At 73.0% G+C, this 22,811-nt stretch carries 20 protein-coding genes, 1 pseudogene and 1 riboswitch; of the genes and pseudogenes, 11 read left to right on the forward strand and 10 right to left on the reverse strand.

Annotation, left to right across the window (positions count from 1 at the left end):
• Nucleotides 1-4 precede the first annotated feature (4 nt).
• The 3 genes from TOK_RS20760 to TOK_RS20770 form a co-directional block, all read right to left on the reverse strand.
• Complete coding sequence (locus tag TOK_RS20760) at nt 5-835, reverse strand: hypothetical protein (protein WP_141566472.1); 831 nt, start codon at nt 833-835, stop codon at nt 5-7.
• Nucleotides 836-997: 162 nt separating this feature from the next.
• Nucleotides 998-2,383 (reverse strand): aminotransferase class V-fold PLP-dependent enzyme, encoded by a 1,386-nt coding sequence (locus TOK_RS20765; protein WP_253258526.1) that lies wholly within the window; start codon nt 2,381-2,383, stop codon nt 998-1,000.
• 43 nt (nt 2,384-2,426) lie between these two features.
• Nucleotides 2,427-2,540: riboswitch (SAM riboswitch) on the reverse strand.
• Nucleotides 2,541-2,628: 88 nt separating this feature from the next.
• A complete protein-coding gene (locus TOK_RS20770) occupies nt 2,629-3,792 on the reverse strand; it encodes an FAD-dependent oxidoreductase (RefSeq protein ID WP_098959669.1) in 1,164 nt (387 codons plus the stop codon).
• A 353-nt stretch (nt 3,793-4,145) separates the two neighbouring features.
• Here TOK_RS20770 and TOK_RS20775 point away from each other — a divergent pair, with 353 nt between their 5' ends.
• The 8 genes and pseudogenes from TOK_RS20775 to TOK_RS20810 all read left to right on the forward strand — a co-directional run bounded on the left by TOK_RS20775 (nt 4,146) and on the right by TOK_RS20810 (nt 12,208).
• Complete coding sequence (locus TOK_RS20775) at nt 4,146-5,066, forward strand: alpha/beta fold hydrolase (RefSeq protein ID WP_253258527.1); 921 nt, start codon at nt 4,146-4,148, stop codon at nt 5,064-5,066.
• Between the two features lie 101 nt (nt 5,067-5,167).
• Nucleotides 5,168-6,094: an SMP-30/gluconolactonase/LRE family protein gene (locus tag TOK_RS20780; protein WP_098959671.1), complete on the forward strand. Its 927-nt coding sequence runs from the start codon at nt 5,168-5,170 to the stop codon at nt 6,092-6,094.
• Nucleotides 6,095-6,173: 79 nt separating this feature from the next.
• Entirely contained in the window at nt 6,174-6,932 is a 759-nt protein-coding gene (locus TOK_RS20785; RefSeq protein ID WP_098959672.1) for an SDR family oxidoreductase, read from the forward strand.
• A 210-nt stretch (nt 6,933-7,142) separates the two neighbouring features.
• Nucleotides 7,143-8,759 (forward strand): ABC transporter substrate-binding protein, encoded by a 1,617-nt coding sequence (locus tag TOK_RS20790; protein ID WP_098959762.1) that lies wholly within the window; start codon nt 7,143-7,145, stop codon nt 8,757-8,759.
• Entirely contained in the window at nt 8,756-9,676 is a 921-nt protein-coding gene (locus tag TOK_RS20795; protein ID WP_098959673.1) for an SMP-30/gluconolactonase/LRE family protein, read from the forward strand. Before TOK_RS20790 ends, TOK_RS20795 begins: the two co-directional genes overlap by 4 nt.
• Nucleotides 9,677-9,863: 187 nt before the next feature.
• A pseudogene (locus TOK_RS35430) lies at nt 9,864-10,085 on the forward strand (thiamine pyrophosphate-dependent enzyme); the annotation flags it as partial.
• Nucleotides 10,086-10,099: 14 nt separating this feature from the next.
• On the forward strand, nt 10,100-10,840 hold the full coding sequence (locus TOK_RS20805) for a thiamine pyrophosphate-dependent dehydrogenase E1 component subunit alpha (protein WP_256387994.1): 741 nt from the start codon (nt 10,100-10,102) through the stop codon (nt 10,838-10,840).
• 165 nt (nt 10,841-11,005) lie between these two features.
• Nucleotides 11,006-12,208, forward strand: coding sequence for an MFS transporter (locus TOK_RS20810; RefSeq protein ID WP_098959675.1), 1,203 nt, complete (start codon nt 11,006-11,008; stop codon nt 12,206-12,208).
• Between the two features lie 4 nt (nt 12,209-12,212).
• Here TOK_RS20810 and TOK_RS20815 read toward each other — a convergent pair whose 3' ends face one another.
• On the reverse strand, nt 12,213-13,223 hold the full coding sequence (locus TOK_RS20815) for a TIGR03617 family F420-dependent LLM class oxidoreductase (protein ID WP_098959676.1): 1,011 nt from the start codon (nt 13,221-13,223) through the stop codon (nt 12,213-12,215).
• A gap of 96 nt (nt 13,224-13,319) precedes the next feature.
• Entirely contained in the window at nt 13,320-14,249 is a 930-nt protein-coding gene (ppk2, locus tag TOK_RS20820; RefSeq protein ID WP_216362037.1) for a polyphosphate kinase 2, read from the reverse strand.
• A gap of 407 nt (nt 14,250-14,656) precedes the next feature.
• Between ppk2 and TOK_RS20825 the strand changes: the two genes are divergently transcribed.
• The gene (locus tag TOK_RS20825; RefSeq protein ID WP_098959677.1) at nt 14,657-15,439 is read left to right on the forward strand and encodes a thioredoxin domain-containing protein; all 783 of its coding nucleotides are present in this window, start codon (nt 14,657-14,659) and stop codon (nt 15,437-15,439) included.
• Nucleotides 15,440-15,688: 249 nt separating this feature from the next.
• Complete coding sequence (locus TOK_RS20830) at nt 15,689-16,888, forward strand: cytochrome P450 (protein WP_216362038.1); 1,200 nt, start codon at nt 15,689-15,691, stop codon at nt 16,886-16,888.
• Here the strand turns inward: TOK_RS20830 and TOK_RS20835 are convergent.
• From TOK_RS20835 to TOK_RS20845, 3 genes are all read right to left on the reverse strand, one after another.
• Complete coding sequence (locus TOK_RS20835) at nt 16,852-17,307, reverse strand: endonuclease/exonuclease/phosphatase family protein (protein WP_141566474.1); 456 nt, start codon at nt 17,305-17,307, stop codon at nt 16,852-16,854. The two genes, TOK_RS20830 and TOK_RS20835, sit on opposite strands and share 37 nt — an antisense overlap.
• A gap of 133 nt (nt 17,308-17,440) precedes the next feature.
• Nucleotides 17,441-18,103, reverse strand: a complete 663-nt coding sequence (locus TOK_RS20840; RefSeq protein ID WP_098959680.1) for an NADPH-dependent F420 reductase — start codon at nt 18,101-18,103, stop codon at nt 17,441-17,443.
• A 191-nt stretch (nt 18,104-18,294) separates the two neighbouring features.
• Nucleotides 18,295-18,750, reverse strand: a complete 456-nt coding sequence (locus TOK_RS20845) for a nuclear transport factor 2 family protein (protein ID WP_098959681.1) — start codon at nt 18,748-18,750, stop codon at nt 18,295-18,297.
• A 130-nt stretch (nt 18,751-18,880) separates the two neighbouring features.
• Between TOK_RS20845 and TOK_RS20850 the strand changes: the two genes are divergently transcribed.
• Entirely contained in the window at nt 18,881-19,417 is a 537-nt protein-coding gene (locus TOK_RS20850; protein WP_306305158.1) for a TetR/AcrR family transcriptional regulator, read from the forward strand.
• Here the strand turns inward: TOK_RS20850 and paaK are convergent, their stop codons facing one another.
• Both paaK and paaZ read right to left on the reverse strand, forming a co-directional pair.
• Nucleotides 19,418-20,746: a phenylacetate--CoA ligase PaaK gene (gene paaK, locus TOK_RS20855; protein WP_098959683.1), complete on the reverse strand. Its 1,329-nt coding sequence runs from the start codon at nt 20,744-20,746 to the stop codon at nt 19,418-19,420.
• Nucleotides 20,743-22,776: a phenylacetic acid degradation bifunctional protein PaaZ gene (gene paaZ, locus TOK_RS20860; protein ID WP_098959684.1), complete on the reverse strand. Its 2,034-nt coding sequence runs from the start codon at nt 22,774-22,776 to the stop codon at nt 20,743-20,745. Before paaZ ends, paaK begins: the two co-directional genes overlap by 4 nt.
• Between the last annotated feature and the right edge of the window lie 35 nt (nt 22,777-22,811).

Consider the following 22,811-nt stretch of genomic DNA (forward strand, 5'->3'; position numbering starts at 1 on the left):
TCCGTCACTCCAGAGCGGACGGACCGGCGTCCCGCGCCGCCCGCATCAGCGTGAACCGGGCCGCTGCCTCGGTGAACAGGCCGAACCGGGTGGCCTCGTCGAGCAGGTTGCAGTGCCCGCAGTAGTGGCGCTCCTGTTCCTGGTTGAGCGAGGTGCGGAAGGCCAGACAGCACACGTTCCGCCGCACATACATCCAGTCCTGCCCACCGTGCTCGGCGGCGAGGACGTCGACGAGCCCGTCGAGCCGGGGTTCGAGGTCGAGGATCTCGCGGGCGGCGCCGACGTACGCGGCGTGGTCGTCGCACGGCCAGGACAGGTACAGGAAGGCGGTGCCGACGTCGGTCGCGACGTTCGACCACAGCGTCCGCCGCGACGCCCGGGTCGCGAGGTGCACGGCGTCGACGGCGTGGGCGAGGTTGCCGGCGAACAGCTCGGCGGCGACCCGCGCCGCCGCCCCGTCCGCCGCGGGGACGGGGCCGGCGGCGAACCGGACGCCCGCGACCCGGGCGTCCTCGCGACGGACGCGCACCGCGTCGAGGGTGCACCCCAGCTCGGAGCGGTCGCGGTAGAGACCGCGCAGGACCGGCCCGGTGAGCGCGAACCCGTAGGACATGAGCAGCAACGACCCGGCGACGGCGTCGTTGGGGGCGCCGCGGTGCTCCCGGACCGCGGCCAGCGCCGCGGGCAGCCCCTCGCCCCACAGGTACGCCGCGCCGGTCCAGCCGTCCTCGCCGGTGTCGCCGACGTGAAGGTCGAACCGGCTGGGCCGGCGCGTGGGTGCGGTGCCGGTGCGCGCGGACGCCGCGCGGTCGCCGGCGCCGGTGGTGGAGGGCATGATCACGACTTCAGCACGCCGCCGACCGACCGGGCAAGACCGCGCGGCCCCGACCGGCGCGTCGGGAGGACCCCGGCGTGCACCCTCACGGCTGCCCCGGGGCGGCGGGTACGACCGTGAGGTCGCGCCGGGGTTCGGGACCGGGCGCACGGAGAGCGAGGCTCAGTGGCCGCAGCCGCTGTGGCCCGCGCCGCCGGCCGGGCCGCCGAAGCCGAGCGGGTCGAGGTCGCGAGGGTCCTCGACCGGCACCCAGCGCCCGTCGACGACCTCGTAGTCCCAGCGCGGACCGTCCGCGACGAGCTCGTGCAGGGCGGCGACGAGCCGGTCCACGTCGGACTCCGTGGTACCGAGACCCAGGCTCGCGCGGACCGCGCCCTCGGCCCAGCCGGTGAGCCGGTCGACGAGCGGGTGCGCGCAGAACTTCCCGTCGCGCACCGAGATGCCGTGCTCGGCCGAGAGGTAGGCGGCGACGAGACCGGCCGGGTGACCGTCGACAACGAAGCTGTGGACACCGACCCGGTCGGGCGCGTCGTGCCAGATGCGCAGCGGGCGCACGCCGGGGCAGCCCTCGAGCCCGGCGGCGAGCCGCTCGGAGAGGGCATGTTCGTGGGCGACGGCGTCGTCGAACACCGCGTCGAGGGCATCGCAGGCCGCCGCGAGCGCGACCGCTCCGGGCACGTTGGGCGTGCCGGCCTCGTGCCGGTGCGGCGCGGGGGCCCAGCTGACCTCGGCGGCGGTGCCGTCGCCCGCCACCTCGACGTGCTGGACCGCGCCGCCGCCCGCGAGGTACGGGGTGGCGACGTCGAGCCAGTCGCGGCGACCGATCAGCGCACCGGACCCGAAGGGGGCGTAGAGCTTGTGGCCCGACAGCGCGACGTAGTCGATGCCCGCGGCCTCGATGTCGACGCGGCGGTGCGGGGCGAGCTGGGCGGCGTCGACGACGATCCGGGCGCCGGCCTCGTGGGCGATCCGCGCGATCTCGGCCAGCGGCAGCACCTCGCCGGTGACGTTGGACGCGCCGGTGACCGCGACCAGCGCGGTCGGGGTGGCGGCGAGGGAGTCGCGCAGGTCGTCGAGGGTGGAGTCGACCGTGGCGGCGGCGCGCAGCACGCGGTGCGACCCGCCGCGCCAGGCGAGGAGGGTGGCGTGGTGCTCCACGTCGAGGCACAGGACCGAGCCGGGGACGGCCCCGGCCAGCAGGTTCAGCGCGTCGGTGGTGTTGCGGGTGAAGACGACGACGTCGTCGGTGCGGGCCCCGACGAAACGGCCGACCGTGCGGCGTGCGGCCTCGAGGGCGGCAGTGCAGACGGTGGAGGCGTAGCCGGCGCCGCGGTGCACGCTGGCGTGGTAGGGCAGCAGGGCGTTCACGCGGTCGGCGACGCAGGTCAGCGCAGGTGCGCTGGCGGCGAGGTCGAGGTTGGCGTGGGGGACGGTCGTCCCGTCGACGAGTGGCACCGGGAGACCCGCGCCGAGGACGGCGGGCAGGGCTGCGCCCGTCGTGGTGGCGGTGGCGGTGGCGGCACAGGCGTCGGCGATGAGAGTGGGCACAGCGGACCTCCGGGTCCGGACAAGGACCCGTGCGTCGTCGGCGGGTCCGCGCTTGCCGTCGCGCTGTCCACGACGGCCTGGTCGTCACCCGGAGCACCCAACCGCGGAGGAGGGTTGCCGACCAGCGAGCCGGGGCTTGTCACTGGCACTCTTGACCTGGACGGGACTGTAAATGAGCATCGGCGGGTCGCGCAACCGTGGCCGCCGTCACACCGCAACCAGGTCGCCGTCACCCCGGCCGGGCGTCAGAGTGTGGAGGCGGGGGCGAGCCGGGACTCGGGATCGGAGTCCCCGGCGAGGTCGGACACGATGCGCCCCAACGCCGTCGCGAACTTGAAGCCGTGCCCGGAGAACCCTGCCGCCACGACGAGCGGGCCGGTGCGCTCCACCAGGAACTCGGCGTCCGGTGTCGAGACGAATGCGCAGCGGAACGGGGTGGGCGCGGCGGCGTCGAGGCCGGGGAGGAACTGGCCCGCGTACTCCTGCAGTCTGCTCAGCTGGACCGGTTCGGGGGCCGGGTCGGCGCGCTCGGGGTCCCACTGCGGTCCGGCGCCGCCGAACCCGACCTTGACGCCCTCGCAGGGAACACCGAGCCCGTAGACGCCGCCGGGCCAGCCGTCGGCCGGGTCGGTGTGGTGGATGAAGGTCGGCCACCGCAGGTCGCTGGGCACGCTGGGGGTGCCACCCACCAGCGGGAAGACGGCGGGCTGTTCCTCGGTGACCTGCAGCGGCGGCAACGTGACGAGGTCGCCGACGAGCCCCGCGGTCCACGCCCCGGCGGCGAGGACGACGCGGCGTGCCCGGATCGAGCCGCCCGGCGTGTAGACCTCGGCGAGTTCCGGGGTGAGGATCTCGATGTGCTCGACTGGCGTCGAGTAGCGGACGGTGGCGCCGCGCCCGATCGCGGCGGCGGTGAGGGCGGCGACGGCCTGGTCGGCGCGCAGCCGACCGGCCGAGTCGGGCTGGTGCAGGACCGGCCCGTCGAACCGCATGCCCGGCCACCGGGTCGCGGCCTCGTCGGGGTCGAGCCACTCGTGCCGGATGCCCTGGGAGGCAAGGGTGTCGGCGATCGCGGTGGTGCGGGTCAGGTCGCCGTGGTCGAGCCCGCCGGTCAGGTTGAGCAGCGACGCCCCGGTCTCGTGCTCGAGCTCGCGCCAGCGCTGGGCCGACTCGACAGCGAGGCGCACGTGCAACGGGGAGGAGTAGCTCTGGCGGTAGACGCGTGCCGCGCCGTGGGGCGACACCCGGGGATGGCCGAGCTCGGTCTTCTCCAGGACGAGGACGTCGTGGCCACGGCGGGCCAGCTGCCAGGCCGCGGCGGCGCCGATGACGCCGCCGCCGACCACGACCACCTCCACCGACGCGGATCGCCGACCTGGGCGCACCAACGCATCGGGGAGAAGGGTCATGGAGGCCTCCGACTGTCGACGGAACGTGGTGGAGCGGACAGTCGTCGGCCGCAGGGTTCCAGGTGCACGCGCACCGCGGACCGTCGAGGGGCATGGCGCGGAATGACCGCGGTGGTCCGACCAGTGACCCCGCAACGATCGGATTCGACTCAACAGGGAATGTCCGGCCAAGTCAAGCGTCGTTCCGGACCGTTACGGCCGGTGTTCAGCGACGGTCCGGTGTCCCGCCTGACCCGCCCCTCCGACCCCGCTGCCGGGGTGCCGCCCATCGGCGACACCCCGGCGGCGTCACGCCGTCGGCGGGCACGGGCATGTCGTACGGTCGGCGCAACCCGCCGAAGGAGTCCTCCGCCGTGTCCGCAGCCGCCGCATCCGCCACCTCGACCTCGATCGGGCCCCCGCCGGCGTGGTTCACCGACGCCCTCGCGACCGAGGCCGAACCCGGCGAGGTCGACGTCGACGGCATCACCATCCGCTACCGCAGCTGGGGCCCGCCCGGCGACGGTCTCGTCCTGATCCACGGCGGTGCCGCGCACGCCCGCTGGTGGGACCACATCGCGCCGCTGCTGGCCAGCCCCGACGGGCGCCGGGTCGTCGCCGTCGACCTGTCCGGGCACGGCGACTCCGGACGCCGCTCCGGCGGCTACTCGCTGACGAGCTGGGCCGACGAGGTCGTGGCCGTCGCCGAGACAGCCGGCACCGGCCCTATGCCGACGGTCATCGGGCACAGCATGGGCGGCATGGTCGCGCTCACCGCGGCGCAGCGCCACGGCGAGCGCCTGGCAGGCGCGGTCGTCGTCGACACCCCGGTACGCGAACAGACCCCCGAGGAGACGGCCGCACGCGAGCAGCGGGCGTTCGGGCCGCTGCGGGTGTACCCGACGCGCGCGGAGGCGACCGCGCGGTTCCGGCTGGTGCCCGACCAGGAGGACGGGTACCCCTGGGTCGTCGCGCACATCGCCGAGCACTCGCTCCGGGAGGTCGAGGGCGGCTGGAGCTGGAAGTTCGACCCGGCCGTGTTCGCCCGCAGCGCGATGGTGCCCGCGGACCTGGCCGTGCCCGGCTGCCGGGTGGCGCTGTTCCGTGCCGAGCACGGGCTCGTACCGGCGGACATGGGGGAGATGATCGTCGACCGGCTCGGCAACGGCGTCCCGCTGATCGAGATCCCCACCGCGGCCCACCACGTGATGGTCGACCACCCGTTGTCGCTGGTGACGGGCCTGCGCGCGCTGCTGGCTGACTGGCGCCACTCCCGCGCCCACCGCCGCGCCTGACCTCCCCGCACGGATCCGCACGCCTTCCCGCGCGGCCGCACCTGCCGGGTGCGCGGCGACGGCACAGGCTCGCGGTGACGCCGCACGCGAGGGAGCCGCCCGTGGACACGCTGGACTACGAGGTCGCGACGACCGGCCTCGAGTTCCCGGAGGGCCCGATCGCGATGGCCGACGGATCGGTGGTCGTCGTCGAGATCAAGGGCGGGCGGCTCACCCGCGTCGCCGCCGACGGCACCCGCACGAGCCTCGCCGAGTGCGGCGGCGGCCCCAACGGCGCCGCGGTCGGCCCCGACGGGGCGTTCTACGTCTGTAACAACGGCGGCTCCGAGTGGGTCGTCCGCGAGGGCCGCACCGTCCCCGGCGTGCAGGGGGACGGCTACCTCGGCGGGTCGATCCAGCGCGTCACCGCCGACGGCGATGTCACCGACCTCTACACCCACGTCGACGGCCACGGCCTGCGCGGACCCAACGACATCGTCTTCGACGACGAGGGCGGCTTCTGGTTCACCGACATGGGCAAGATCCGGCCCCGCGAGCTCGACCAGGGCGGTCTCTACTACGCGACGGCGGACGGCTCGTCGATCACCGAGGTCGTGTACCCGATGCTGCAGCCCAACGGGGTCGGGCTCTCCCCGGACGGACGGACCGTCCACGTCGCCGAGACGACCCCGGGCCGGTTGTGGGCGTTCGACCTCGACGGACCGGGGCGCATCCGGCGTGACCCGGCGACGCGCAACGGCGGCAGGCTGCAGTACGGGTTCCCCGGCCTGCGGTGGCTGGACTCGCTCGGCGTCGACGCCGACGGCAACGTCTGCGTCGCCACGTTGCAGGCCGGGGAGATCAACGTCGTGTCCCCGGGCGGTGAGCTGCTGGCGACGCACGTCCCACCCGGCGGCGACACCGCGATCACCAACATCTGCTTCGGCGGCCCCGACATGCGCACGGCGTGGATCACCGCCTCCGGCACCGGGGTGCTGTGGCGCACCACGTGGGACCGCCCCGGTCTGAGGCTGGCGTACAACGCCTGAGGACCGGCTCGCGCTGACGGCCACGAAATCCGGCACGCATCGCGAAGCCCGGTCCTCCCGGGCCGCCCACGCTGGACCGATGGGGTCGATGGAGGGCAAGGCAGGACTGGTCACGGGTGCGGCGAGCGGGATCGGGCGGGCCACCGCCGTTCGCGCGGCCGCCGAGGGCGCGTCGGTGCTGGTGTCGGACCTGGAGTCGGCCCGCGCCGGCGGTGAGGAGACCGTCGCGATCATCCGGGCCGCGGGCGGGACCGCCGAGTTCCAGGTCTGCGACGTCGCGCAGCCCGCCGACCACGACGCGCTCGTCGCCGGGGTGCTCGACCGCTGGGGGTCGCTCGGCTTCGCGCACAACAACGCCGGCGTCGGCGGCGGCGGGAAACGGCTCGCCGACATCGCCGACGAGGAGTTCGACCGGGTCATCGCGATCAACCTGCGCGGCGTCTTCCTCGGCATGAAGCGCCAGATCACGGCCATGCTGGCCGGCGGCGGCGGGTCCATCGTCAACACCGCCTCCAACGCCGGACTGCGCGGGGTGAGGCGGCTCTCGCCCTACACCGCGGCCAAGCACGGCCTCGTCGGGCTGACCAAGAACGCCGCCGTCGAGTACGCCGAGGACCTGATCCGGGTCAACGCCGTCGCCCCGGGGACGATCATGACCGGCTTCGCCCGCGGCGCGACCCCGGAGCGGCTCGCCGAGATCATGAAACCCCAGGCGCTGCAGCGCATCGGCGAACCCGAGGAGGTCGCCGCCGCCGTCGTCTGGCTGCTCTCCGACGACGCCTCCTTCGTCACCGGGGTGACCCTGCCCGTCGACGCGGGGTCGGTCGCAGGCTGGTGACGCCCCGCGGGCGGTCGACCCGAGAGCTCCGAGATGCGGGCAGGGTCGCAACCCGCGCCGGGGCGGTTCGCACGGATCGTCAGGTCATTGCGCGTGCGTCCCGTTGTCGGGCGGCCCCGCACGACCGCACGCTGTGGGACGCAGGCACATCCTGCACGCGGACGGAACGACGGCCGCCCGCGCCGGACCGACGCTCGACGTGGAGTGGCGATGCGCGTGCGATCCCGGACGTCCCGAACCCCAGCGGCCCTCGCCGTCGCGCTGGCCGCCGTGCTGGTCGCAGCGGCGTGCGGCTCGGCGAGCCCGCAAGGACCTGTCTCCCAACGGATCCACATCGTCGACCCGTACGGGGGTGACCCGGCCGCCGAGGGCACCCCGCAACGCGGCGGCACACTCGTCATCGGCAACGACCGCGAGATCATCAGCTTCGACCCCACCCGGCAGAACTCGAACCTCGGCGCGCTGGCCGTCTACGACTCGCTGCTCAAGCTCATGCCCGACGGCTCCGCCCAGCCCTACCTGGCGAAGACGCTGACCACGGCGGACAACGGCGCGACCTGGACGCTGGGGCTGCGCGAGGGCGTCACCTTCTCCGACGGCACCCCGCTCGACGCGAACGCCGTCGTCGTCAACACCCAGCGCCACATCGACAAGGTCGCCTCGCCCGCCCACGTCTACGCCACCCTGATCGCATCGATGGCCGCGGTCGACCCGCTCACTGTGCGGTTCACGCTGAAGGCACCGATGGGGGACTTCCCGGCGCTGTTCGCGCAGCCGCTGAACTCCGGCACCCTCGGCATGATCGTCTCGCCGGTCGCGCTGGCGCAGTACGGCGACGACATCGGCAACCACCCCGTCGGCGCCGGCCCGTTCGTGCTCCAGAACTGGGTCCGCGACAACAAGATGACCCTGGTCCGCAACCCGAACTACTGGCAGCAGGGCAAGCCCTACCTCGACGGCGTGGAGATCCGCCCGCTGCCCGACACCGACAGCCGCTACACGACGATGACCAACGGCGACGTCGACATGGTCAACGGCGGGTTCAACCAGGAGCTGGTCCGCGCCTTCGCCAACCCGGACCTGCGCGTCTACTACGGCCCCGGCAGCGGCGGCGTCCTCAACCACTTCAACTTCCGGAAGGCCCCGTTCGACGACCGCCGGATGCGCGAGGCCGCGATCGCCGCGATGGACCCGCAGGCGTTGGGTGCGAGCTTCTTCTCCAACCAGCTCGTCGCGGCCGACAGCATGTTCGACGCCTCCACGAAGTGGCACACCCGGGCCGCCTCCGACGCCTACCCGACGTTCGACCAGGCCCGCGCCAAGGATCTCGTCGCCCAGTACGTCGCCTCCGGCGGCGACCCGACGTTCAGCTACTTCACCGACCGCTCCTCGGTGCCACTCGGAGAGTTCGTGCAGGCCTCGATGGCCGCGATCGGGGTGAGGGTGAACGTGCAGTACTTCGACCTCGCGCAGTTCGCCGGCAACGTCCTGCAGGCCGGGGAGTTCCAGATGGCCAGCGGGCTGTCCGCGTTCGACCACCCCTTCCCTGGGGCGGGGCGTCTCGTGCAGACCGGCGGCTCGGTCAACTACGGCAAGTACTCCAACCCGCAGGTCGACCAGCTCCTCGCCGACGCCTCCGCCACCACCGACGCCGGCAAGCGCGCCACCGACTACCAGCAGGTCGAGCTCGCCGTGAACAAGGACCTCGGCATCCAGTGGCTCTCGCGCAGCTACCTGTCGACGATCGCGAAACCCTCGGTCGAGGGCGTCGACCGCTACGTCACCCGTGACCTCTACTTCGCCGGGATGTGGAAGGCGCAGGCGTGAGCTTCGAGGAGTTCGCGACGGGCCTGCAGTTCCCCGAGGGCCCGATCGCGATGCCGGACGGCTCGGTCGTGCTCGTCGAGATCAAGCGCGGCACCCTCACCCGGGTGGCGCCCGACGGGACGCTGTCGGTCGTCGCGGAATGCGGCGGCGGCCCCAATGGTGCGGCGCTCGGCCCGGACGGGGCGTTCTACGTCTGCAACAACGGCGGGTTCTCCTGGAGTGAGCGTGACGGGCTCACCGCGCCCGGTCCGCAGCCCGACGGCTACATCGGCGGACGCATCCAGCGTGTCACCCCTGACGGCGAGGTCAGCGACCTCTACACCCACGTCGACGGGGTGGGGCTGCGTGGACCCAACGACATCGTCTTCGACCACGACGGCGGCTTCTGGTTCACCGACATGGGCAAGCAGCGCCCGCGTGACATCGACCACGGCGGTCTCTACTACGGCCGCGCCGACGGCTCGTGGGTCACCGAGGTGGTGTACCCGCTGGTGTCGGCCAACGGCGTCGGGCTCTCCCCGGACGGCCGCCACGTCCACGTCTCGGAGACGGTGTCGGGGCGACTGTGGTCCTGGGAGGTCGAGGGCCCGGGCAGGGTGGGGCGCGACCCGGCGTCGCGGGCGCGCCACGGCGGCCGGCTGCTCCACGGCTCCGCGGACTTCCAGTGGTTCGACTCGCTGGCCGTCGAGGCGGGCGGCAACGTCTGCGTCGCGACGCTCTACACCGGCCTGATCAGCGTCGTCGCGCCCGAGGGCGGGCTGGTGGAGGAGGTCGTGATCCCGGGGGAGGACACCTTCGTCACCAACATCTGCTTCGGTGGCGACGACCTGCGCACGGCCTACGTGACGTCGTCGGGGCGGGGCGTGCTGTTCCGGACGACGTGGGAGCGCCCCGGCCTGGCCCTGCCGAACCTCTGACCCCCGGCGCGCAACCCGGTCCTTCGCGCGCAACGTCACGGTCGTGGATCCGCCCGCGGGCAGCCGTGGGGTCGCGCGCGGATTCGCACGTCTTCGCGCGCGCTGCCCATTCCCCGCCCGGCCCCGCGCGATCGACGATGGGAGCGTGCCGACAACCCCACCCGAACCCGTAGAGCTCTACCGGCAGATGGTGCGCATCCGCGAGTTCGAGGAGCGCGTCAAGAGCAGCTTCGCCGCCCATCCCGGGGTGATCCGCGGGCACACACACCTCGCCGACGGCGCGGAGGCGTCGATCGTCGGGTCGATCGCGGCGATCCGGCCCGGCGACCAGGTGATGGCGACGTACCGCTGCCACGGCTACCCGATCGCGCTCGGCACGGACACGACGGCGATGCTCGCCGAGATCTACGGCCGCACGACGGGCTGTGCGGCGGGTACGGCGGATCGATGCACCTGGCCGACCCGCAGCACGGCTTCCTGGGCACCTCCGGGATCGTCGGGCAGGCCATCCCGCAGGCGACCGGTGCCGCCTACGCCGCGCAGATCCGGGGTGAGGGCGACGTGGTCCTCTGCTTCTTCGGCGACGGCGCCAGCAAGCAGGGCGCGTTCCACGAGTCGCTGAACATCGCGTCGCTGTGGAAGCTGCCGATCGTGTTCGTCATGGAGAACAACAGCTTCTCGGGCTCGACGCGCACCGAGCAGGAGGACGCCAACGCCGCCGCGGGCGAGCCGCTGGCCACCAAGGCGAAGGCGTACAGCATGCCGGGCGTGACGATCGACGGCGGCGATCCGCTGCTCGTCCAGGAACACGTCGCGACGGCGGTCGCCAGGGCACGAGCGGGGGAGGGCCCGACCCTGGTGGAGACGCTGGTCTACCGGCTGTCGGCGCACGGCAACACGATCGCCCCGCCCGGGGTGGCGCTGACGTACCCGGAGCACGAGGCGGTCCGGGTGTTCGGCGCGGTCGAGGAGTACGAGGCGGCGCTGCGCGGTGACCCGATCCCGCGGGCCCGCGCGCGGTTCGTCGCCGACGGCCTGCTCACCGCCGAGTACGCCACCACGATCGCCACCGAGGCGACAGCGGAGATGGACCGCGCCGAGGCCGACGCCCTCGCCGCGCCGGAGCCCGCCCCCCGGGACGCGCTGCGGTTCGTGGAGGCCTGACCCCACGCTTCGTGGCCTGCGCTGCGGTTCGTGGAGAACTGATCCGGCGCGGGCGGTCCCGAGCTGCGCCGCCCCCAGCGACGTCTCAGTAGATGGGAATCACGTCTCAGTTGATGGATTAGCGGTGCTAACCTCCCGGCGGGACGGATGTCGAGGAGGACCGGGGTGACCGTGACGACGGCCGAGCACACACGATCGCGGCGCCGCTGGCTCGTGCTCACGATCGGGGTGTTCTCGCAGTCGTCGGCCTGCGCGTTCGTCTACGGCATCCCGTTCCTCGTGCCCCAGCTGCGTGACACGTTCGGCCTGTCGCTCGCCGCCGTCGGGGTCTACGTCGCCGCACCCACCGCCGGCCTGCTGCTCACCCTCGTGGCCTGGGGAGCGGCCGCCGACCGATTCGGCGAACGCCGTGTCATGGCACTCGGCCTCGGCACCGGCTGCCTCGCGATGGGCTGGGTCGCGCTCGGCCCGCACGACGACGGCGCCGGCGTCGTCGTCCTGCTGGCGCTGGCCGGGGCACTGTCGTCGTCGGTGTGGGCCGCCAGCGGACGCATGGTGATGGGCTGGTTCCCGCGCACCGAACGTGGCGTCGCGATGGGGATCCGGCAGACCGCGCAACCCCTCGGCGTCGGCATCGCCGGCCTCGTGCTGCCGACGCTGGGACAGCACCTCGGCCCCTTCACCGCGCTCGCCGTCCCTGCCGGGCTGTGCCTGGTCGCCGCCGTCCTGATCGCGACGCTGGCGCCCGACCCGCCCCGCGAACCCCGCCGGGCGGGCGCCCCCGCCGCGCGCTCGCCCTACGCCGGCACCCCGCTGTGGCGCATCCACCTGAGCAGCGCGCTGCTCGTCGTGCCGCAGTTCGCGATCGCCGTGTTCTCCACCGAGTACCTCGTCCGTGAGCAGCACTGGGCCGCGGCGTCGGCGGGGGCGTTCGTCGCGGTCATGCAGGTCGTCGGCGCCGCCGGGCGGATCGGGGCCGGATGGTGGTCCGACCGCGTCGGCTCCCGGATGCGACCCATGCGTCAGCTCGCCGCAGCGGCGGCGTTCGTCCTGCTCGCCTTCGCGCTCGGCGACCTCGTCGCGCCCTGGCTCGCCGTCGCCGCGCTCGCGGTGGGGGCCGTGGTGTCGGTGGCCGACAACGGACTGGCCTACACCGCGGTCGCCGAGATGGCCGGGTCGTCGTGGTCGGGCCGGGCCCTGGGCATCCAGAACACCGGCCAGAACCTCGTCTCCGCCGCCGCACCCGTCGCGCTCGGCGCGATCATCGGGGTCGCGGGGTACGCCGTCGGGTTCGCGGTGGCAGCGCTCGCCCCGCTCGCCGCGATCACGACGACCCCCGTCCGTCGGGAGCGCCCGCCGTCGTGGTGACGGGTCAGCTCTTGTCCCGCAGCGCCTTCGCCGTGGCCAGGACCAGCTCGGGGTCCGCCTCGTACGGGGTGTTGAGCGACAGCCGCGTCGCCAGCCCACCGAAGCGCTCCCGCAGCCCCGCGGCGACCTCGTCGGGCGTGCCGCCGACCGCGAACGCGGCGACGACGTCGTCGTCGACCAGCCCGGCCATCTCGTCCCACGCGTGCCGGCGCGACAACCCGTTGAGCTTCCCGTGCAGGTCCCCCCAGCCGTGCGCGTCCAGCACGGGCTTGTAGGCGGGCGTCGAGGCGTAGAACGCGATCTGCTTGCGGGTGCCCGCCAACGCACGGGACCGGGCGTCCTCGTCCGCGCCCAGCACGACGAAGGCGGGCATGCTCACGGTGAACCCCGTGAGGTCACCGCCACGGGCGTCGCGCAGCGTCGGCAGGATGGCGTCGGACAGATAGCTCTTCGACGTCATCGGATGGCACATGATGCCGTCGGTGACCCGGCCGGCGACCTCGACCATCCGCGGGCCGACGGCGGCCAGCAGCACAGGTGGCGTGCCGTACGGGTTGGGGCCGGGGGAGAAGATCTCGGTCAGCAGGGTGTGGGAGTAGTACTCGCCCTTGAAGGACAGCCGCTCACCCGACTCGAACGCGCTCCAGATCGCACGCATCGCGGAGATGAACTCCTCCATCCGCGCGGCCGGGGCGCTCCACGGCATCCCGAAGCGACGCTCGATGTGCGCCTTGACCTGCGAGCCGATGCCCAGCTCGAAGCGGCCCTTCGAGATCAGCGTGATGTCGTTGGCCGACATGGCGAGCGTCATCGGGGTGCGGGAGAACGCGACGGCGATCGCCGACTGCAGCGTCACGCTCTCCGTCGCCCGCGCCGCGAGCGCGAGGGTGACGAACACGTCGTGCTGGGTCTCGGGGATGCCGACGCCGGAGTACCCCTCGGCCTCGGCGCGCACCGCGGCGGCCTCGATGGCCTCCGGGTCGTTGCGGACATCCACCACGGCTTCGACCAGCACCGGCAACCACGCTCCCTCGCATCGGCTGCGTCGATCCACTCACACCTGCCGGACCCGGGTCCACCCGGGTCCGGCAACGTCACTCGGCGGTCGTTCTCAGGTGCGGGGATGGTCGCCGAGCGGCGGGAAGGTGCCGGGCTGCTCACCGTGCTCGAACAGCTCCGCGGCCGGCCCGACGATGAGCCGGTCCGGTGCGCCGACGACGCCGTCGTCGCGACCCGGGTAGTCGAACAGGTGCAGCACATGGCGCATCGCCTCGACCCGCGCCCGCTTCTTGTCGTTGCTCTTCACGACCGTCCAGGGCGCGTCGGCGGTGTCGGTGTAGAAGAACATCGCCTCCTTCGCCTCGGTGTAGGCGTCCCAGCGGTCGAGGGAGGCGAGGTCCATCGGGCTGAGCTTCCACTGCCGCACCGGGTCGACCTGGCGGATCGTGAAGCGGGTGCGCTGCTCGTCGCGTGACACCGAGAACCACAGCTTGACCAGATGGGTGCCGCTGCGCACCAGCATCCGCTCGAACTCCGGCGCCGCGCGCAGGAACTCCATGTACTCGCGGGGATCGGCGAAGCCCATGACCCGCTCGACGCCGGCACGGTTGTACCAGCTGCGGTCGAACAGCACGATCTCCCCACCCGCGGGCAGGTGCGCGACGTAGCGCTGGAAGTACCACTGCGTCTTCTCGCGGTCGGTCGGCTTCTCCAGCGCGACGACGCGGGCCCCGCGCGGGTTGAGGTGCTCGGTGAACCGCTTGATCGTGCCGCCCTTGCCGGCGGCGTCACGGCCCTCGAACAGCACGACGATCCGCTGCCCGGTGTCCTTCACCCAGTTCTGCAGCTTGAGCAGCTCGATCTGCAGGAGCCGCTTCGCGGCCTCGTACTCGTCGCGGTCGAACCGGCTGTCGTACGGGTAGCCCTCACGCCAGGTGTCGACGTGTGCGCCGTCGGGGCCGACCAGGCGGGGGTCGTCGTCGTCGGAGTCGTCGACGAGGAAGTCCCGACCGGCCCCGACGGCCGCAGTGGTCGGGGCCACGCTCGTGGTCCGCGGCGCCGCGGCGCCGGCGGGCCAGATCCGGCCCGGCCGGGAGCGGCCGGCCCCCTCGGCGGCACTGCCGGCCGCTGCGCCACGGGCGGGGTCGGTCGTCGTGATGCCGGCGCCGGCCGGTCCGGGTCCGGGGTCCCTGGTGTCCGCTCCCGTCCCGGTGCCGGGGGTCGGGTCGAGCTCCGAGCTGTCGTCCATGGCGCACACCATGACCCGTCCGGGTGACACGTCATCGTCGGCGACATGGCCACGGGGTGTCCCACGGGCGTCGCCGGGAGGTCGACGCGAGGTGTGCCGGGGTGCTGCCCGGTGTCACATCCGGCTCATACGACGGTGTGGAAGGATCGATCTCGGGGTGGCCGTGACCAGGCCACCGCGGTCGACGGAGGTCAGAGCAGGTGAGCGCACGCCCGAAGCGCACCCCCGGCGGGGCGCGGGTGTCCGCGGCCCGGCCGCGGGGCGGGGCCGGGACCATCGCGGGGGTCGCGGTGGTGCTGGTCGTCGCGGCCGCCGTCGTCATCGGGCTCCTGCTCCACGCCCACCGCACCGAGTCGGCGGCGGAAGCCACGATCCCGGTCGTGCACGCTTCCGACGCGGGCGCCCCGGTGTCGGTCGACCCGCAGGCCGGGGTGATCACCGTCGGCACGCCCGGTGCACCCGTCACGCTCGACGTCTACGAGGACTTCCTCTGCCCTGTCTGCGGGCAGTTCGAGCAGGTCTACGGCGACCAGGTCCGCCAGGCGGTGACGGCGGGCGACCTCGACGTCCGCTACCACGTCGTCGACCTGCTCGACGACCGCTCCGACCCGCCGGGCTACTCGCTGGCCGCGGCGTCGGCGGCCCTCGCGGTCGCGCAGACCACCCCGGGCGCGTTCACCTCGTTCCACGACTCGCTCTACGGCGCCCAGCCGGCGGAGGGTGGCCGCGGATACGACGCAGGCCAGCTCGATACGCTCGCCACCGCGCTCGGGGTCCCGCCGGGCAGCGTGACCGCCGCGCTGTCGTCACACCAGTACGACGCCGCGGTGCAGGCGTCGCTGCAGAAGGCGGCGGCCGACCCGGCGCTGCAGCAGAACACGTCGTCCGGCACCGGCTTCGGCACGCCGACCGTCGTGCACGACGGGAAGCTCCTCGACATCACGAACCCGGACTGGCTGTCGGCGCTCCTGCCCCGGCACTGACGCCGCGGGGCCACCACACCCCGGCCGACCCGGTCCCACGTATCACCACGACCAGGGGGAACAGACCGCCATGAGCGAGCGCGAGCGAGAGCGAGCGAGTCATGGGCACAGCGCTGTGGCGCAGCACCGGCCGAGCGTCGGCGAGGACGAGCGTTGAACATCGTGGAAGGTGTCAGACGGCGGGTGCTCGGCTTCGTCGTGCCGCTCTACCTGCGCTGGCGCAACCGCCGCGGCGGCGGCGAGATCGACATGACCGAGCTGCTCCCCGAGGCCGCGCTGATGCCGCTGCGGCGCGTCGGCGTCGACCCGGTACCGGAACTGGGGGAGCTGCGCGACCGTGAGCCCGTCTCCGAGATGGAGGCGCCCTACGGCATCCGGGCATGGCTGGTCACCGGGTACGAGGAGTCGAAGGCGGTCCTCACCGCGACCGACGCCTTCAGCAACGACTTCACCCACCTCGTCGGCAGGCTCGGCATCACCGCCGAGCAGGATCCGGGTGGCCTCGGGTTCGCGGACCCGCCCGACCACACCCGGCTGCGCCGGTTCCTGACCCCGGAGTTCACGGTCCGGCGGCTGCGCCGGCTCGCGCCGCGGATTCAGGCGATCGTCGACGGCCAGCTCGACGTCATGGCCGAGACGGTCGCGAACGGGGGGAAGGCCGATCTCGTCCGCGACTTCGCGCTGCCCATCCCGTCGCTGGCGATCTGTGAGCTGCTCGGCATCCGCTACGAGGACCGTGGAGACTTCGAGCGGCTGTCGACGGCCCGGTTCGACCTGCTGGGCGGGTTCTCCGGCTCGTTCGGGGCGATGTCGGAGTCGGTCGGCTACCTGCTCGAGGTCGTCGCCAAGGAGCGCAAGGACCCCGGCGAGGGTCTGCTCGGCATGATTCTGCGTGAGCACGGTGACGAGGTCGACGACCGGGAGATGGCCGGGATCGCCGACGGCCTGCTCACCGGCGGGCTCGAGACGACCACCTCCATGCTCGCACTCGGCGGGCTCGTCGTGATGCGCGACGAGGCGCTGCGCGCATCCCTGCTGGCCGACGACGCCGCACCCGACAAGCTCGTCGAGGAGCTGTTGCGGATCATCACCCCGGTGCAGGTGGCGTTCCCCCGGTTCGCCCGGACCGAGACGACCGTGGGCGGGAAGACGATCCTGCCCGGCGACGTCGTGCTGTGCTCGTTGTCCGCCGCCGACCGCGACCCGCGCATCGGTGAGGACATGGAGGGTGTCGACGCCGGCCGCAAGGTTCCGCCGCACCTGGCGTTCGGCTACGGCATCCACCGCTGCGTGGGTGCGGAGCTGGCGCGGATGGAGCTGCGCACGGCCTACCCGGCGTTGCTGCGGCGGTTCCCCGAGATCCGTCCCGCGGCCACGGACGCGGAGCTGCCCTACCGGCCGTTGTCGTTCGTCTACGGGGTCGACGCGCTGCCGGTCGAGCTCGGCTGACCGGTCGGCAGCACGAGCCGCACCAGCACAGCGCGGTGGTCGCTGCCGGGCAGGTCGAGGAACCGCACCGACTCGGCCTCGATCCCGCTCGTCGCGAGCACGTGGTCGATCTGCGGGCCGACGGTGCGTCCACCCGGGCCCCACGTCGGGGTGAGGCCCTGGCCGCGCTGTGTCGCGGCGTCGTCACAGCCACGGGCGGCGTCGCGCAGCACCGACTGGTCGAAGGTCGAGTTGAGGTCGCCCGCGACGACCGTCGGCGTGTTCGCGGAGCACCACGTCGAGATCGTGCCGACGTCGGTCCGCCACTCGTCGGCCTGGCGGGGCCGCGGCGATCGGGGCCGCGGCTGTCCGCCGGCCCCGGTCGGGAGTTCGGCGCCGCCGGCGGGGGGCGTGAGCGCGGTACGCCTCCGACGTGACATCAGCGCTGCCAGGTCCCCGCCCACGACACGCTCGGCGCAGAGTCGCCCGACGAGAGTGTCGTCAGCGCCCGGACGGCGCGCTGACGACACGTCGGTTCGCCAGGTCCGGTTCATGAGGCCCGGCCTCACCGGGTCACTGGGTGCTGAACTCCGCCGGGCGCTCGGGGGTCGCCTGCGCCAGTGCCGCGCGGACACCGTCGGCGTCGAAGTCCTTGCCGTACACCGGGGTTCCGGGCTGCTGACGCCAGGACTCGGCGATCGACCCGGCGTCGACGGGCTCGAAACCCAGCTGGTCGACGAGGTCGAGCACGACCTGCTTGCCGGGGCCGTCGTCACCCGCGACCGGCAGTGCGATGCGGCCCTCGGCGCCGGCCGGGACGCCGCGCTCGAGCAGGTGCTTCCAGAAGATGCCGTTGAACACCTTCACCACCGGTGAGCCGATCTGCTCTGCCACCCAGCCGCTCTCGGTGAGGCCGTCCTCGATCGCGTCGATCCGGCCGTCGCGTTGCTGCGGGTAGTAGTTGTTCGTCTCGACGACGGGGGCGCCGTCCTTGGCCTTCGCGACGATGCCGGGCGCGAGTGCGGGCACGTTCTTCTGCGGGATGCTGACGATGACGAGATCGGCGTCGGTCGCGGCGTCGGCGGCCCACACGGGCGTCGCGCCGGTCTCGGCGGCCAGGTCGGCCAACGTCTCGGGCGCCCGCGAGTTCGCCACCCGGACCTCGTGGCCGAGCGCGGCCAGCTTCCGGGTGAGAGTGCCGCCGATGTGTCCCGCTCCGATGATTCCGATCCTCATGTCGGCGCCAACCCCGTGCGCTGCGGGCCCATTCCCCGACGTGGCGCTCCGGCCGCACGCTCACATGACGTGCGCGGTACGGACGGCCCGACGGACGAGAGCCCGGCCGGGGTTCCGGCCGGGCTCTCCGCGTGTGTTCAGCGCGCGTTCCCACCACTCGTGACCCGGGCCACTCACCGGGGTTCGTGAGCTCAGTAGATGTCGAAGGTCTTGCCGTGCTCGGACTCCGGGCGCGGGCCGAAGATGCGGCGCTCGGACTCGTCGATCGGGCGGTCGTTGATGCTCGCCTCGCGGCGCGCCATCAGACCGTCGGGGGTGAACTCCCACAGCTCGTTGCCGTAGCTGCGGAACCACTGGCCCTCGGCGTTGTGGCTCTCGTACTGGAAGCGCACGCCGATGCGGTTGTCGGTGTAGGACCACAGCTCCTTGCGCAGCGCGTAGTCGAGCTCGCGCTCCCACTTCTGGGTCAGGAACCTCACGATGTCCTCGCGGCCGACGACGTGGGTGTCGCGGTTACGCCACACCGAGTCCTCGGTGTAGGCGAGCGCGACCTTCTCGGCGTTGCGGGTGTTCCACCCGTCCTCGGCGGCCTGGACCTTCTTGGCGGCGCTCTCGGCGTCGAACGGGGGGAACGGCGGGCGGCTCATGCTGCGGAGACCTCCTCGGTGCGGCAACGGAGAACGATCGTTCTCCGATGTGGGGGTAGTGTAGAGAACGATCGTTACCAGTCAAGTCCGGAGGGACGGCGTGGAACTCGCGGAAGCATCCGATCGGCTGTTGGTCGCAGCAGAACGGCTGTACTACACGCGCGGCATCGCAGCGGTCGGGATCGACGACGTCCGCGCCGAGGCCGGCGTGTCGATGCGGCGGCTCTACCAGCTGTACCCGTCGAAGGAACACCTGGTCGCGGCCTATCTCGACGCCCGTGACGTGCGGTGGCGCGGGCGCGTGGCAGCCCACGTCGACGCGGCGGGGGACGACCCGGGCGAGCGGCTGCTGGCCGTCTTCGACTGGCTCGGGCTCTGGTTCGCCGAGGACGACTTCCGGGGCTGCGCGTTCATCAACGCGTTCGGGGAGATCGGCGGCGACTCGCCGCTGATCCTCGCCGCGGTGCGCCGGCACAAGGACCTGTTCCGCGACTACCTGGTCGACCTCGCGCGGGCGTTCCCCACCGACGCGCCCGAGGTGCTGGCCGCCGGCATCACGCTGCTCGCCGAGGGTGCGATGACGGTCGCGGCGATCGGTACCGATCCCGACGCCGCGGCCCACGCGAAGGCGACGGCGCACGTCCTGCTGGACGCCGCGCGGCGCTAGCTAGCCCCTCTCCCGGCGGTCGACGAGGCGCTGCAGCTTGCCGACGGAGCGCTCGAGGGTGTCCGGGTCGACGACCTCGCACGACACGCTCACCCCGACGGTGTCCTTCACCGCCTTGACCAGCTCGGCGGCCGCGCCGACCCGCCGGTCTACGGGCGTCGACGGCCGGGCCTCGACGCGCACCGCGAGGGTGTCCATCCGGCCCTTCGTGCCCAGCACCAGCTGGAAGTGCGGTGCGAGCCCCGCGGTGCGCAGGACGATCTCCTCGATCTGGGTCGGGAAGACGTTGACCCCGCGCAGGATGATCATGTCGTCGCTGCGGCCGGTGATCTTGTCCATCCGCCGCATCCCGGGACGCGCGGTGCCGGGGCGCAGCGTCGTCAGGTCGCGGGTGCGGTAGCGGATGATCGGCAGCGCCTCCTTGGTCAGCGAGGTGAACAGCAGCTCGCCCTGCTCGCCGTCGGGAAGCGGGGTGGCGTCGAGCGGGTCGACGACCTCGGGCAGGAAATGGTCCTCCCAGACGTGCAGGCCGTCCTTGGTCTCCACGCACTCCTGCGAGACGCCAGGGCCCATGACCTCCGAGAGCCCGTAGATGTCGACGGCGTGCATGTCCATGCGGTCCTCGATCTCGAGGCGCATCTGCTCGGTCCACGGCTCGGCACCGAAGATGCCGACCTGCAGCGACGACGAGCGCGGGTCGATGCCCTGCTTCTCGAACTCGTCGACGACGGTGAGCATGTAGCTGGGCGTCACCATGATCAGGTCGGGTCGGAAGTCCTGGATGAGCTGGACCTGGCGCGGGGTCATGCCGCCCGAGACGGGGATCGCCGTCGCGCCGAGCTTCTCGATGCCGTAGTGCGCGCCGAGCCCACCGGTGAACAGGCCGTAGCCGTAGGCGTTGTGCACCCTGTGCCCCGGGCGCCCGCCGGCGGCGCGGATGCTGCGCGCCATCACCGTCGCCCAGGTGCCGATGTCGCGTTCGGTGTAGCCGACGACGGTCGGGCGCCCCGTCGTCCCCGACGACGCGTGCACCCGGCGGACCTGCTCCTGCGCAACGGCGAACATGCCGAAGGGGTAGTTGTCGCGCAGGTCGGCCTTGGTCGTCGTGGGGAACTTCGCGAGGTCGGCGAGCTCGCGGCAGTCGTCGGGGTGCACGCCCGCGGCGTCGAACGCCTCCTTGTAGAAGGCCACGTTGTCGTAGGCGTGGTGCAGCGTCCACCGCAGCCGGCTCAGCTGCAGGGCACGCAGCTCGTCGACGGACATGCGCTCGGCGTCGTCGAGGCTCGCGGGGTCCGGCGCGTCGCCCAGCCGCCGCGTCGCGGCGGTCATGCCGACTTCTTCGCGACGAGGGTCAGCACGTCGTAGCGGGCCACCGACTCGCCGTCCTGGCGGGTGACGTCGGCGTCCCAGCGGACCTCGCCGTAGCCCGCGGAGTCGCGCGGGGTCAGCTGCTTGCAGGTCAGCGTCACGGTCAGCTCGTCGTCGAACCGGACCGGGGTGAGGAAGCGCAGGTCGTCGACGCCGAAGTTGGCGAGCACCGGGCCGGGATCCGGGTCGACGAACAGTCCCGCGGCGAGCGACACCACGAGGTAGCCGTGCGCGACGCGTCCGCCGAACAGCGGGTTCGCCGCGGCGGCCTCGGCGTCCATGTGCGCGTAGAAGGTGTCGCCGGTGAACTCGGCGAAGTGCTCGACGTCGGACTGGGTCACCCGCCGCGGGCCCGCGACGATCGTGTCGCCGGGGGAGAGCTCCTCGAGGTGCTTGCGGAAGGGGTGGACGTCGGTCTCGTGACGCTGCGAGCCCCGCACCCAGCGGCCGGTGATCGCGGTCAAGGTGTCGGGGTCGGCCTGGATCGCGGTGCGCTGCATGTGGTGCAGGACGCCGCGGATGCCACCCATCTCCTCGCCGCCGCCCGCGCGGCCGGGGCCGCCGTGCACCAGCGCCGGCAGCGGTGAGCCGTGGCCGGTGGACTCCTTCGCGTCCCGGGAGTTGAGGACGAGCACGCGCCCGTGCCACGGCGCGACGCCCAGCACGATCTCCCGGGCGACGGCCGGGTCGGCGGTGACGACCGAGCCGGCGAGGCTGCCGTTGCCGCGGGCGGCCAGCTCGATCACGTGCGGGACCGAGGAGTAGCCCATGATCGTCGACACCGGGCCGAAGGCCTCGACCTCGTGCGGCGCAGCGTGATCGGGGTCGGCGGTCAGCAGCACGGGGGAGAGGAACGCGCCGCGCTCGGCGTCGGCACCGACGACGTCGACCTTGTCGGGGTCGCCGTGCACGATCCGGCCCGCGTCGGCCAGCGCTGCGATGGAGCGCCGCACCTCGTCGCGCTGCTCCAGGCTCGCAAGTGCGCCCATCCCCACACCCTCGGCGTCCGGCGCGCCGACGACGGTCGTCGCCAGCCGCGCCGACACCGCCTCGACGACCACGTCGACGTGCTGTTCCGGCACGAACGCCCGGCGGATCGCCGTGCACTTCTGCCCGGCCTTGACGGTCATCTCGGCGACGAGGCCCTTGACGTAGAGGTCGAACTCCGGGGTGCCGGGCGCGGCGTCGGGACCGAGGATCGACATGTTCAGGGAGTCGGCCTCGGCGCTGAACCGGACGGACTCGGCCACGATGACCGGGTGCGTCCGCAGGGTCGCGGCCGTCTCGGCGGACCCGGTGAACGCCACCAGGTCCTGGCCGGTCAGATGGTCGAACAGATCACCGACACCGCCCGCGACGAACTGCAGCGTGCCCTCGGGCAGCAGGCCCGAGCCGATGATCAGCTCGACCAGCGCCGAGGTGAGGAACGCCGTCGGGCTCGCGGGCTTGACCAGGCTCGGCACCCCGGCGAGGAACGCGGGGGCGAGCTTCTCCAGTGGGCCCCATACCGGGAAGTTGAACGCGTTGACCTGCACCGCGACCCCGTGCAGCGGGGTGGCGACGTGCTGGCCGACGAACGTGCCGCCACGGCCCAGCGGCTCGACCGCGCCGTCGACGTAGACGGTGTCGTTGGGCAGCTCGCGACGGCCCTTGGACGCGTAGGCGAGCAGGACCCCGATGCCGCCGTCGACGTCGAACTTGGAGTCGCCCAGCGTGGCGCCGGTGCGCGCGGAGACCGCGTAGAGCTCCTCGCGGTGCTCGCGCAGGTGCCCGGCCAGCGCCTTGAGCAGTCCGGCGCGCTGGTGGAAGGTGAGCTCGCGCAGCGCTGGGCCGCCGACACGGCGGCCGTGGTCCAGCGCCGCCGCCATGTCGATGCCCGCCGACGAGAGCCGCGCCACCTCCTCGCCGGTCACGGCGTCGACGAGGGGGCGGGCCTCACCATCGGGCGAGTGCCAGGAGCCCCCCACGTAGCTGCGCAGCGTCTGGGTCATCGGTGGTCCTCCCGGTGACGGCCGGCCGGTCGAGG

The sequence above is a fragment of the Pseudonocardia sp. N23 genome, assembly GCF_002583555.1.
Taxonomy (GTDB): Bacteria; Actinomycetota; Actinomycetes; order Mycobacteriales; family Pseudonocardiaceae; genus Pseudonocardia.